Raw genomic sequence first — 12809 nt, 5'->3', positions numbered from 1 at the left:
AAAAGGGGACGGAGGGGATTAAGTCGTTTATGCATAAACGACTTAATCCCCTCCGTCCCCTTTTTGTCAGCGCAGCTTCGCCAGCGCCTGGCCCAGCTGCACCGGGCTTTCGGCGCCCAGCTGCGGGGCGAACTCGGCTACGCCCGGCGGCAGCAGCACGATCACGGTCGAGCCGTAGTTGAAGCGCGCCATCTCGGCGAAACGCTCCAGCTGGATGCCCTGGCCGCGGTAGTCCTTGCGGGTGATGCGGTCACCGTAGGCCGGAATTTCTTCGCCGCTCCACACGGTTTCCACGCCGGACACCAGCAGCGCACCGACCATCACGCTGACCATCGGGCCGAAGCTGGTGTCGAAATGGCAGACCAGGCGTTCGTTGCGCGCGAACAGGCGCGGCACGCCGTTGACGGCGGCCGGGCCGACGCTGAACAGGCGGCCCGGCACGTGCACGGTTTCGCGCAGGGTGCCGGTCCACGGCATGTGCACGCGATGGTAGTCGCGCGGCGACAGGTACACGGTGGCGTACAGGCCGTCGTTGTACGGCTTGGCGTCCTCGTCACTGCCCAGCAGTTCGGCGGCGGTGAACGACTGGCCCTTGGCCTGGAAGATGCGGCCGGCCTCGATCCTGCCGAGCTGGCTGATGCGGCCGTCGGCCGGCATCACCAGGCTGCGCGGATCGGCATCGGCCACGCGCGCGCCCGGCTTCAGTGCACGGGTGAAGAACTGGTTGAAGGTGGCATAGCTGCGCGGGTCCGGGTTGGCCGCTTCGTCCAGATTGACGTTGAACTTGCGGGTGACCGTGTCGATCAGCCAGCGCGACACGCGCGGATCGTCCGAGTACGCCAGCGAACGCGCCATCGAGGACAGCAGGCGGTGGGGCAGGGCGTACGTCAGGGCGGTGGTGAGGCTCATGGGGCGGTTTTCTCGGTCAGCTTCTGCAGGTCGCGGGCAATGGCCGGCGCGTTGAACGGGGGCCGCACCAGGCCGGCAAGGCGGCCCTGCGGGTCGAGCACGGCCAGGCTGGCCGAATGCTCGACGGTGTAATCCTCGGGGTTCTCGTCGAAATGCTTGCCCGGCACCTTCTGGAACACGAAGCCCAGCGAGGTGGCGAAGCGCTCCAGCGAGGGCACATCGGCGGTGGCGGCCAGGGTGTCCTTGTGGAAGCCGTGCACGTACTCGCCGAGGCGGGTGGCGCTGTCACGGTCCGGGTCGACCGAGATGAACAGCACGCGCGGGCGCAGGCTGTCGGGCAGGGCCTCCCACTGGTTCTGCGCGCCGGCCAGCTCGGCCAGGGTGGTCGGGCAGACGTCCGGGCAGAAGGTGAAGCCCAGGAACACCAGGGTCCAGTGACCCTTCAGTTCGCCCGGGATCAGGCGGGTGCCGTCGGACTGGGCGAGATTGAAGTCGGGCAGTTCGCGCGGCTGCGGGTACAGCGTGATCGCTTCGGTGGCCGGGGCATTGGCCGGCGGCTTCGGCGCGAACACCTGCTGGGCGGCCAGCAGGCCGAGACCCGCCGCCAGGGCGATCAGCAGGATGATGCCGGCGTTGCGATTGAACATGGGAGCCCCCGCGCGAAGTGGGCTCCATCATACCGGCTGCGGCCCGATCGTTTCTGCCGCAACGGATGCCGCCGCGGGCGCCAGCCCCTATAATCGAGGGCCACTTTGCCCGCAGTACCGCCATGACCGCTGAAACGGCCGCCGAACTCCACACGATCATCGATCTGATCCGCTACGGCACCAGCCGTTTCAACGAAGCCGGGCTGACCTTCGGGCACAGCTACGACAACGCGCTGGATGAGGCCACCCAGCTGGTGCTGCACAGCCTGCACCTGCCGCACGATCTGGGCCCGGCCTACGGCCAGGCGCGTCTGCTGCAGGAAGAGAAGGTGCGTGTGCTGGAACTGTTCCAGCGTCGCATCGACGAACGCATCCCGGCCGCCTACCTGACCGGTGAGGCCTGGTTCGCCGGTCTGAGCTTCAAGAGCGACAAGCGCGCCCTGGTGCCGCGCTCGCCGATCGCTGAACTGATCGAGTGCGGCTTCGAGCCGTGGTTGGCCGGCCGCGATGTCAGCCGTGCGCTGGACCTGTGCACCGGTTCGGGCTGCATCGCCATCGCCATGGGCCACTATTACCCGAACTGGGAAGTGGACGGTGTCGACCTGAGCGACGACGCGCTGTCGCTGGCCGAGGAAAACAAGGAACGCCTGCAGGCGCACAACGTGACCCTGCTCAAGTCGGACCTGTTCAACGGCCTGACCGGTCGCCACTACGACCTGATCGTCACCAACCCCCCGTACGTCACCAACGACGAGACCGATGCCCTGCCGCAGGAATACTCCTACGAGCCGGAGATGGGCCTGCGTGCCGGCGACGACGGCCTGGACCTGGTGCTGAAGATCCTGCGCGATGCGCCGCTGCACCTGAGCGAAGACGGTCTGCTGATCTGTGAAGTGGGCGAGTCCGAGCAGCACCTGATCAAGCTGCTGCCGGAAGTCGACTTCGCCTGGATCGAATTCAAGGTCGGCCAGATGGGCATCTTCGCGGTCGAATGCCGCGAGCTGATCGCCCACAGCGCGCGCATCACCGAGTTGGCGGCGCAGCGCCCGTGAGTTCCAATTCGTTCGGCAAGCTGTTCACCGTCACCACGTTCGGCGAGTCGCACGGGCCGGCCATCGGCTGCGTGATCGATGGCTGCCCTCCGGGGCTGGCGCTGGACGCGGCCGAATTCGCCCACGACCTGCAGCGTCGCGCTACCGGCAAGAGCCGGCACACCTCAGCGCGCCGCGAGGCGGACGAGGTCGAGATCCTGTCCGGCGTGTACGAGGGCCTGACCACCGGCACGCCGATCGCCCTGCTGATCCGCAACACCGACCAGCGCAGCAAGGACTACGCCAACATCGGCCAGCAGTTCCGGCCGGGCCATGCCGACTACAGCTACTGGCACAAGTACGGCATCCGCGACCCGCGCGGTGGCGGCCGTTCTTCCGCGCGCGAGACCACCATGCGCGTGGCCGCCGGCGTAGTCGCCAAGAAATGGCTGGCCGAGCGCTTCGGCGTGACCGTGCGCGGCTACCTGTCGCAGCTGGGCGAGATCACCCCGGCCGGTTTCGACTGGTCGGCGGTGGAAGACAATCCCTTCTTCTGGCCGCACGCCGCACAGGTGCCGGAACTGGAGGCGTACATGGATGCGTTGCGCAAGTCCGGTGATTCGGTCGGTGCGCGCGTGGACGTGGTGGCCGACAACGTGCCGCCAGGCTGGGGCGAGCCGATCTACGGCAAGCTCGATGGCGAACTGGCTGCCGCACTGATGAGCATCAACGCGGTGAAGGGCGTTGAGATCGGCGACGGTTTCGCCAGCGCCGCACAGAAGGGCACCGAACACCGCGACCTGCTGACCCCGCAGGGCTTCGCCAGCAACCATGCCGGCGGCATCCTCGGTGGCATTTCCACCGGCCAGCCGGTGGTCGCCTCGATCGTGCTCAAGCCGACTTCCAGCCTGCGCCTGCCCGGCCCGTCGCTGGACACGGCCGGCAACGTGGTGGAGGTCGTCACCACCGGTCGCCACGATCCCTGCGTCGGTATCCGCGCCACCCCGATCGCCGAGGCGATGGTGGCGATGGTGCTGATGGACCAGGCGCTGCGTCATCGCGCGCAGTGCGGCGATGTCGGCACGATCACCCCGCGTATTCCCGGGCAGATCGATGGCTGACACGCGGCCGACCGTGTGGGTGAGCCAGCCGCTGATCGACGCGGCCATCGCGCCGCTGCGCGATCGCGTGCAGCTGCGCAGCACCGACACCGTCACCGCGTGGTCGCCCGACCAGATCGCCGAACAGCTGGCCAGCGCCGACGGCGCCATCATCACCCTCAACGAGCGCATCGGCGCAGCACAGGTGGCCGATGCCGCGCAGCTGCAGGTGATCGCCAATGTCGGTGTCGGCTACAACAACCTGGACGTCGACGCGCTCAGCGCGGCCGGCATCCTCGCCAGCAATACCCCGGACGTCCTGACTGAAACCACCGCCGATCTCGGTTTCGCTCTGTTGATGGCCACCGCGCGCCGCATCACTGAATCCGAGCGCTGGCTGCGCGAAGGCCAGTGGCAGCAGTGGTCGTTCCAGACCATGCTCGGTGCCGACATCCACGGCAGCACGCTGGGTATCCTCGGCATGGGCCGCATCGGCCAGGGCATCGCCCGCCGCGGCGCGCATGGTTTCGGCATGAAGGTGCTGTACCACAACCGTTCGCAGCTTCCGGCCGCGATCGAAGCGGAGGTGGGGGCCCGTTATGTGGACCTGGACACGCTGCTGGCGCAGGCCGATCACCTGCTGCTGGTGCTGCCGTATACCCCGGCCTCGCATCACCTGATCGATGCCGCCGCACTGGCGAAGATGAAGCCGTCGGCGACGCTGGTGAACATCGCCCGCGGCGGCCTGGTCGATGAGATCGCGCTGGCCGATGCGCTGGCCAACGGCCGCCTTGCTGCAGCGGGTCTGGATGTGTACGAAGGCGAGCCAAAGGTACGCCCCGAACTGCTGGCGCTGCGCAACGTCGTGCTCACTCCGCACATCGGCAGCGCCTCGCTGGCCACGCGCACGGCGATGGTACAGCTGGCCGTGGATAATCTGGTTGCCGGGCTCGGCCTGGACGGCGGCCCGTCGCGCATGCCGAGCGCGATCAACGCTGACGCGGCGATGGCGGCGCGCGTGACTCTGGGCAAAAAAACCGGGAAACGATAGGGAACCTCCGCGCGCCCCGCTTGAGGAGGTTCCCCGAACCCAGCTGTCGTGCGTGTTTTTTCCCCATCCCCGTTTTTGTGAGAGTTTCCCCCATGAGCAATGCACAGCGCAGTTTCCACGTCGCCGTCGTCGGTGCCACCGGTGCGGTCGGCGAGACCATGTTGTCGATCCTGGCCGAGCGTGATTTCCCGGTCGGCACCCTGAGCGTTCTCGCTTCCGAGCGTTCGGCCGGCGGCGAGATCGAGTTCAACGGCCAGAAGGTCAAGGTCCAGGACCTGGCCACCTTCGATCCGAGCGGCGTCGAGATCGCCCTGTTCTCGGCCGGCGGCAGCGTGTCGAAGGAATACGCACCGAAGTTCGCCGCAGCGGGTGCAGTGGTGATCGACAACTCCTCGGCCTTCCGTTACGACGATGACGTGCCGCTGGTGGTGTCCGAGGTCAACCCGGAGCAGGTCGCCAACCGTCCGCGCGGCATCATCGCCAACCCGAACTGCTCGACCATGCAGATGCTGGTGGCACTGGCGCCGCTGCACCGCAAGTACGGCATCGAGCGCATCAACGTCTCCACCTACCAGTCGGTGTCCGGCGGTGGCCGTTCGGCAACCGAGGAGCTGGGCAAGCAGACCGGCCAGCTGCTGAGCTTCCAGGAAATCGATCCGCAGCGTTTCCCGGTGCAGATCGCCTTCAACCTGATCCCGCACATCGACGACTTCCAGGACAACGGCTTCACCAAGGAAGAGATGAAGCTGATCTGGGAGACCCGCAAGATCCTCGGCGACGACAGCATCCTGGTGAACCCGACTGCGGTGCGCGTGCCGGTGTTCTACGGCCACTCCGAGTCGGTCGCGATCGAGACCCGCGATAAGGTCACCGTGGCCGAAGCACGCGCGCTGCTGGAGCAGTCGCCGGGCATCGAAGTGGTCGATCGTCACGAAGCCGGTGGTTACCCGACCCCGGTCACGCATGCGTCGGGCACCGACGCGGTGTACGTCGGCCGCATCCGTGAGGACCTGTCGCACCCGCGCGGCCTGAACCTGTGGATCGTGTCGGACAACGTGCGCAAGGGCGCGGCGTTGAATGCCGTGCAGCTGGCCGAGCTGGTCGCCGCCGAGCAGCGCTGATCCCAGGGGGCGCCCCCCCGGTCGTGCCGGCCGCTGGCCGGTATTGCCGTGATGGGGGCGTGCGTGTATGCCGGCCAGCGGCCGGCACTACCGAAGGTCTCCCATCGGTGGGTGCGGACCCCGGTCCGCACGCTTTATAGTGTCGCCCATGAATAAACGGGCCAAGGGCGCAAAGCGCCCGCTCACCTATCTGTCCGCCGCACTGCTCGCCCTGGCCAGCAGTTCGGCGCTTGCCCTGGGGTTGGGCGACATCCGGGTCCTGTCCAAGCCGGGCCAGCCCCTGCTGGCCGAAATCCCGGTGGTCTCGGCGGACCCGTCCGAACTGGAAAACCTGCGCGTGGCGCTGGCCTCACCGGTCACCTTCGAACGTGTCGGCCTGCAGCGGCCAACCGGACTGGTCAGTGAACTGCAGTTCGAACTGACCCGCGACACGCAGGGCAGGGCGGTGGTGCGCGTCACCTCGCAGGCGCCGGTGGAGACGCCGTCGCTCAGCTTCCTGATCGAAGCCGACTGGGGCCAGGGCCGCCTGGTGCGTGAGTACTCGGCACTGGTCGATGCGCCGCCCAGTGCGTTGGCCGTGGCCGAGCCGGAAATCGTCGCGCCGGCCGGTACGCTCTCCAATACCATCGTGCGTGAACCTGCACCGGCTTCGGTGCCAGCAGCAGAGACGCCCACGACGCCGCCGCCAGCGGTGGCGCCAGCACCGGCACGCCCGCGTGCGGCCTCCGCGCCAGTTGCTGCACCGGCGGCCGATGGCAGCATCACCGTGCAGCGCGGGCAGACCCTGTCGGAGATCGCCAGTGCGGTGGCACGTGGCAACCAGGTCAGTCGCGACCGCGCGATGATCGCCCTGCTGCGTGCCAATCCCGAAGCCTTCATCCGCGGCAACGTCAACCTGCTCAAGCAGGGTGCGGTGCTGCGCATGCCCGGCAGTGATGCGCTTGCTGCGGTCGACGCTGCCGAAGCGACGACGCTCGTGCGCGAGCATGCCGCGCAATGGCGGCAGGCACGTACCGTGCCGCAACCGGTGGGCATGGCCGCACCGGTTGCCAAGGCGGCAGCCACGAACGCTTCTTCCCCGGCTGCGGCCAATGGGGCACGACTTGAGATCGCTCCGGCGCTGGCGTCCGACGCCGCGCACGCGGGCACAACCACCGGCACCGCTGCCGGCAGCGAGGGTGACATGCTGGGCAACGAACAACTGCGCCAGGCGCGTGAGGACATCGCCACCCGCGATGCCGAGATCGGCGAGCTGAAGCAGCGCGTGGCCGACCTGGAAAAGCTCAAGGAACAGCAGCAGTCGCTGATCGCGATGAAGGACAACGATCTGGCCGCCGCGCAGCAGCGCCTGGCGCAGGCACCGGATGCCCGCGATGCGGCAACGCCGTGGTACTGGCTGGGGCTGCCGGTGCTGCTGCTGGCGGCGGGCGCCGCCTGGCTGCTGCGTCGTCGCAAGCCGTCGCCGCTGCCGCCGCTGCCGCCGCTGCGTGAGGAAGACGATGCTGCCGGCCTGGCCGCAGCGTTGCCGGCGGGTGCGGCGCTGGATACGCTGGCCGAGCAGTCCTCGTGGTCATCGGCTGTTGCCGGCAACGGCCGCCAGGAACCGGCGATGCCCGACTGGGCGACCGAAACCGAAGTGCACGACGTAGTGGTCGCCGAACCCGTCGTCGAGCACGCGGTACGGGCCGACTGGCAGGCCGACACGCTGCGCGACGAGGACGCGGTGGCCTTGCCCGAAGCGGTGACCGATCTGCCGCGCTGGGACGATTCCGCAACCACCGCCGACGAGGCTGTCGTCGCCGTGCCGCTGCAGGACGAACGCGTTGTACCGCAGGCGCCGGCCGAAGTGGCGGTGCCGGACTACGCACTGCATGCCGAACAGCAGCCGCAGTTCCGCGGCGTGTTCGATCTGCCGGCCGACGCGCATGACAACGAGGCGCCGGCGGATGCCGCTCATCCCGAAGCCATCGACGGCATCGACCATGGCAGCATCGAGGCCTCTCATTCCGACGACATCGCGTCGAGCGCGGCCGCGCCTGCCGGCGACGCCGGCTGGTCGCCACGTGCCGGCCAGGAGCGCCTGGAACTGGCCATTGCCTACCTCGATCTGGGCGACGCGCAGACGGCGCACACGCTGTTGCTGGAAGTCGCCGAAGGCGGTGACCTGCACAGCCAGGCCCAGGCCCGCGAACTGCTGGCCCGCCTGCCGTGACCGAATCTGCCGACAAGGACCTTGCCATGAGCCGCGAACGCCGCATCGACTACGTTGAATTCGCGTCCAGCGACCCGGCTGCCAGCCGTGCCTTCTTCGAGAAGGTGTTCGGCTGGTCGTTCGTCGACTACGGCAGCGACTACACGGCGTTCGACGATGGCCGCCTGCAGGGCGGCTTCTTCCGTGGCCAGCCGCAGCGGGCCAGCGACAGCGGTGCACCGCTGCTGGTGCTGTATGCCGACGCACTGGCACCGGTCGAGGCCGCCGTGCGCGACGCCGGCGGCGAGATCGTGCGCGCGGTGTTTTCTTTCCCCGGTGGCAGCCGCTTCCAGTTCGTCGAGCCCGGTGGCAACGAACTGGCGGTCTGGTCCGAACGCGATCCGGCCTGAGCGCCGCCCCATCCGCAACATCGAGGTAGCACATGCGTTATGCGCTTGGCGTCGAGTACGACGGCAGCGATTTCAGGGGCTGGCAGAACCTGGGCGAGGGTGGTCCCAGCGTGCAGGCCAGCCTCGAGCAGGCCCTGTCATCGGTGGCTGATGCGCCGCTGCAGGTGGTCTGCGCCGGCCGCACCGATGCCGGCGTGCATGGTCAGTGCCAGGTCGTGCATTTCGATACCGACGTGGTGCGCGATCCGCGCGCCTGGATGCTCGGCACCACCACCCGCCTGCCGCGCTCGATCGCGGTGCGCTGGTGCGTGCCGGTAGCCGATGATTTCCACGCCCGCTTCTCCGCGCGTGCGCGCCGCTATCGCTATCGGCTGCTCAACCGCGAGGTACGGCCGGCGCTGGACCGGCAGACCCTGAGCTGGGAGCGCCGTGCGCTGGACGAGACCCTGATGCATGCCGCCGGCCAGGCATTGCTTGGTGAGAACGACTTCAGCGCGTTCCGTTCGGTGCAGTGCCAGGCGCTGCATGCGCGGCGTGAACTGCAGTCGCTGCAGGTCAGCCGTCATGGCGAAGTGATTGAAGTCGCAGTACGTGGCAATGCATTTCTTCATCACATGGTCCGCAATATCGTCGGATCGTTGATCCTGGTGGGCAGCGGCGAAAAACCGGTGGAATGGATCGCCGAACTGCTGGCCGGGCGCGACCGCACCGTAGCTGGTCCCACCGCACCGCCGCAGGGCCTGGTGTTCCTTGGGCCCCTGTACCCCGACAACTGGCATCTGCCCGCCGAGGTCACGCTATGAGCCGTTCCTACTACCGTACGCGCATCAAGTTCTGTGGAATGACCCGTGCCGGCGACGTCCGCCTGGCCGGTGAGCTGGGCGTGGACGCAGTGGGTTTCATCTTTGCCCGCGAGAGCAGCCGCCGGGTTGCACCGGCCGAGGCCCGCGCGATGCGCCAGGCGATCGCGCCGATGGTCGACGTGGTGGCGCTGTTCCGCAACAACAGCAAGGAGGAAGTGCGCGAGGTGCTGCGTACGGTACGTCCGACCCTGCTGCAGTTCCATGGTGAGGAAGACGAAAGCTTCTGCCGCAGCTTCAACATGCCGTACCTGAAGGCGATCGCCATGGGCGGCCGTGAAGAGGTCAACGCCCGCACCCTGCAGCTGCGCTACCCCAGCGCTGCCGGCTTCCTGTTCGACAGCCACGCCCCGGGTGGCGGTGGCGGCACTGGCGTGGCGTTCGACTGGGGCCGCGTTCCGACCGGGTTGCACCGGCCGTTCCTGCTGGCCGGTGGCCTGAACCCTGAGAACGTCTACGATGCCGTGCTGGCGACGCTGCCGTGGGGCGTGGACGTCTCCAGCGGTATCGAGCTGGAGCCGGGCATCAAGGACGGCTACAAGATGCGCACCTTCGTCGAAGAAGTGCGTCGCGCGGATTGCACCGTTCTGGAGTGATCCGCGTCACCTGAGGGGTCACCCGGAATGTCATCGTCGACGGTGCATTCCGCCGCGCCGTGAAGGCGGGCGAATCCTGAATGCGATGAGCTTCACGCTTTCGGTTGATTCAGGTTCCAGCGCCAAAAAGTCGACACCCCCCGAACATCTGATCGGACACAATGCGCCCAGCCTGTCTTGGCTGGGTGCGATGCCGTGTGCGTGTCGCTGGCCGCACCCTTGAGATACGCCCTACCTTTCGAACGAGGACGCAATGGATATGCCCCATCTCTCTTCCCGCCGTATCCGCCTGGCCCGCCTGACGCTCGTGCCCAGCCTGCTGCTTGCCTTGGGCGCGTGTGCGGCCGGTGACTCATCCGCCCCGACCGCATCGGCACCGGCCGCTGCCGCACCGGCAGATGCACCTGCCACAGCACCGGCCACGGTTCCGGCGGCAGCACCGGCAGCCGACGGCCTGGCTGCGCTGATCCAGGCCAGTGGCGTGAAATGCAGCAACGCCAGTACAGGCAGCGGCTGCACGGCGGGCGATGTGGACAGCGGTGATTTCTACGATGTCGAACTGTCGCCGGACTGTGGCGACCAGGGTTTCTTCGCTGGCGTAGCCGATGCCAAGGGCGTGGAGACGTTGAGTGCGGTGCCATCCACCGGCAGCAAGGCCAGCGTGACCGCGAAGCTGTCGAAGGGGCAGCTGGTCTGCGTGCAGGGCATCGGACGCACCGGACAGAATCCGCTGTTCTATTACGTCGTTGCGGTTCCCGCTGCGACGGTCGGCAAGTGCAAGGGCAACACGTTGTGTGACACCTATGGCGACAGGCCGATCACTGGCCTGGCGACCACGGGGGGCGAGGCCTGCCATGCGGCGGCGCCGGGACGTTACGTCGGGAACTGCGCACAGGGCTGGGTCAGTGCGGACGTGCTCGACGTGTTTTCCAACGGAATGTAATCACCGCCAGGGGAGCGGTCCAATCAACCACTGGCAAAGGAACAGCTCATGTCGGATCCAAAAATCACCCGGCTGGTCAGCAGCGTAGGTACCACGCGCACGCTGGAAATGGACGATGGCAGTGTCGTCGAACGATCAGGCGGCAGCGTCTCGTGGCGCAACAACAATCCTGGCAATCTCAAGTTTGAATTTGCCGGCAGCGCGGACAAGACGGTGACCAATCCGCGTACCCGCGAGCAGGCGCTGGAATCGGCGCAGGGGCGCTACAAGGGCGTGGTCGATCTCGACCAATGGGGCAACGCGGTTTTCGAAAGCTATGAAGCCGGCCGGGTAGCGAAGATCCAGCTGCTCGAACGCCGGTTCGGCGACAAGACCGTGGAGGAAATGCTGCCGAGCTACTCCACCAAGGATTACAGCGGCACCACCCACCACAAGGAGCAGGCGGCCACCATCTATGCCGAAGGCGATCGCCAGGGTGTCGACCTGCGCTCGAAGACCGTCGGCCAGATGAGCGTGCGAGAGCGTGAAGTGCTGGCCGACGGCATTCGCCGTTTCGAGGGCTGGCAGCCGGGTGAGGTTGCCACGCAGCAGCCACCCACGCGCACTCCGGTGGCCGCGCCCGTGCAGACCCAGACCCAACCGCAGGTACAGACGCCTTCGGCGGCGGCGCCCGCTGCGGGCCAGGCCGCGGCTGCAGTCGGCAGTGCCGCGCTCTACAACGAGGCCTATCAGCATTTCATGGCCTCAGGCCGCCAGTACGAATACGGGCGCCCGGACCATCCGCGCCCGGGTCGCGACAGCAGCCGGCTGGAGCGTGACCTCGATGGTGACGGACGCTTCGGCGTGGATTGCTCGGCGTTCGTATGGCGCGGCCTGAAGAACGCGGGTTACGACGTGCGTGGCGAGAACGCTGCGGGGTTCACTACGTCGACGCTGTTCAATGGTGCGAACACCACGGCTTACGCACGCGAGCATTTCGATGTGACCTCGGCTGCCGAAGCACGCAAACCGAACGGATCGCTGAAGCAGGGCGACATCCTGATGTTCTCCTCGTCGCAGGGCCAGCATGTCGGCATTTTCAAAGGCTACGACGCGCAGGGAAACATCCAGTTCATCGGTTCACAGGGAAGCACCGGGCCGGCCGAAGTCACCATCCGGCCGGGCGGGTACTGGGATGGCGGAAGCACCCGCATCGTTGGTGCGCTGACACCAAAGCCGGAATTCCAGGTGCGCGCGCCGCTGCACGGCAATGGCGAACCTGCGCTGTCCCGGCCAACCGCCACCGTGCAGCCGGCTGCATCACACACGGCGGCCAGCGAGGTGATGAAGCAGGGGCAGCGTGGCGCCGACGTGCAGGCGTTGCAGCAGACTCTCAACCAGCTCGGTGTGCGTGATGCGCAGGGCCATCGGTTGTCAGAGGATGGCCGTTTTGGTGATCACACCCGCGAAGCAGTGATCGCGCTGCAGAAACAGCAGGGGCTGGTGGCCGATGGAATTGTCGGTCGCCAGACCGCTGCCGCGCTGGCGGCGGGCCGTGCGCAGGGCCATGAACCTGCAGCGGCTGTACCGAAGGGGCCGTCGCTGAACGATGCATCGCATCCGGACCACGCACTGCACAACGCCGTCCGCAGCAAGCTTCCCAGCGTGTTTTCCGAAGAGGCTGCCGCCAATATCACCCTGCATGCAAAGCAGAACGGAATCGACGCGGCCGACAAGCTGCAGAGCATCACGGTGCAGGATGGCAAGGCGTTCGTGATGGGCACGACGCCGGGCTTCCGCACCGCGGTGGACCTGGCCCAGGCGCCGCCGTCGCTGGAGCAGACCAGTGCCAAGCTGCTGGCAGATCCTTCGCACCAGCAGCAGGTGCATGAGGAGCAGCAGCGGGTCGCGATGGGCGGTCGCTGAGGCCTGTGTTGCCGGCTCCGGGCGGTGAACGCCGCCCGGGGCCTC

12 protein-coding genes are annotated in these 12809 nt (G+C 67.4%); 10 read left to right on the top strand and 2 right to left on the bottom strand.

What is annotated here, in order from left to right:
• Positions 1–66: 66 nt before the first annotated feature.
• Both asd and V3B64_RS10305 read right to left on the bottom strand, forming a co-directional pair.
• Positions 67–909, bottom strand: a complete 843-nt coding sequence (gene asd / locus V3B64_RS10310; RefSeq protein WP_006381472.1) for an archaetidylserine decarboxylase — start codon at positions 907–909, stop codon at positions 67–69.
• Positions 906–1556, bottom strand: coding sequence for an SCO family protein (locus V3B64_RS10305; RefSeq protein WP_006381470.1), 651 nt, complete (start codon positions 1554–1556; stop codon positions 906–908). Before V3B64_RS10305 ends, asd begins: the two co-directional genes overlap by 4 nt.
• Before the next feature lie 122 nt (positions 1557–1678).
• Here V3B64_RS10305 and prmB point away from each other — a divergent pair, with 122 nt between their 5' ends.
• From prmB to V3B64_RS10255, 10 genes are all read left to right on the top strand, one after another.
• Entirely contained in the window at positions 1679–2608 is a 930-nt protein-coding gene (gene prmB / locus V3B64_RS10300) for a 50S ribosomal protein L3 N(5)-glutamine methyltransferase (protein WP_032128243.1), read from the top strand.
• The gene (aroC, locus tag V3B64_RS10295) at positions 2605–3708 is read left to right on the top strand and encodes a chorismate synthase (RefSeq protein ID WP_032128244.1); all 1104 of its coding nucleotides are present in this window, start codon (positions 2605–2607) and stop codon (positions 3706–3708) included. Before prmB ends, aroC begins: the two co-directional genes overlap by 4 nt.
• The gene (locus V3B64_RS10290; RefSeq protein WP_049460694.1) at positions 3701–4738 is read left to right on the top strand and encodes a D-glycerate dehydrogenase; all 1038 of its coding nucleotides are present in this window, start codon (positions 3701–3703) and stop codon (positions 4736–4738) included. Before aroC ends, V3B64_RS10290 begins: the two co-directional genes overlap by 8 nt.
• A 92-nt stretch (positions 4739–4830) precedes the next feature.
• Entirely contained in the window at positions 4831–5859 is a 1029-nt protein-coding gene (locus tag V3B64_RS10285) for an aspartate-semialdehyde dehydrogenase (protein WP_012511725.1), read from the top strand.
• Positions 5860–6007: 148 nt separating this feature from the next.
• The gene (locus tag V3B64_RS10280) at positions 6008–8071 is read left to right on the top strand and encodes a FimV/HubP family polar landmark protein (RefSeq protein WP_329914095.1); all 2064 of its coding nucleotides are present in this window, start codon (positions 6008–6010) and stop codon (positions 8069–8071) included.
• Between the two features lie 26 nt (positions 8072–8097).
• A complete protein-coding gene (locus V3B64_RS10275) occupies positions 8098–8460 on the top strand; it encodes a VOC family protein (RefSeq protein WP_032128247.1) in 363 nt (120 codons plus the stop codon).
• Between the two features lie 32 nt (positions 8461–8492).
• Positions 8493–9263, top strand: coding sequence for a tRNA pseudouridine(38-40) synthase TruA (gene truA, locus V3B64_RS10270; RefSeq protein ID WP_049398724.1), 771 nt, complete (start codon positions 8493–8495; stop codon positions 9261–9263).
• Positions 9260–9916, top strand: coding sequence for a phosphoribosylanthranilate isomerase (locus V3B64_RS10265; RefSeq protein WP_019660598.1), 657 nt, complete (start codon positions 9260–9262; stop codon positions 9914–9916). Before truA ends, V3B64_RS10265 begins: the two co-directional genes overlap by 4 nt.
• A 253-nt stretch (positions 9917–10169) precedes the next feature.
• Positions 10170–10859 carry a hypothetical protein gene (locus tag V3B64_RS10260; protein ID WP_329914094.1) on the top strand — a complete coding sequence of 230 codons (690 nt, stop codon included), beginning with the start codon at positions 10170–10172 and terminating at the stop codon, positions 10857–10859.
• Positions 10860–10907: 48 nt separating this feature from the next.
• Entirely contained in the window at positions 10908–12764 is a 1857-nt protein-coding gene (locus V3B64_RS10255; RefSeq protein WP_329914093.1) for a peptidoglycan-binding protein, read from the top strand.
• The last annotated feature ends 45 nt before the right edge of the window (positions 12765–12809 follow it).

Origin of the sequence: Stenotrophomonas sp. SMYL86, from assembly GCF_036320025.1 — a bacterium.
Taxonomy (GTDB): Bacteria; Pseudomonadota; Gammaproteobacteria; order Xanthomonadales; family Xanthomonadaceae; genus Stenotrophomonas; species Stenotrophomonas maltophilia_A.
Note: the sequence above shows the minus strand (reverse complement) of the source record. Positions and strands in the feature narration are given on the sequence as shown.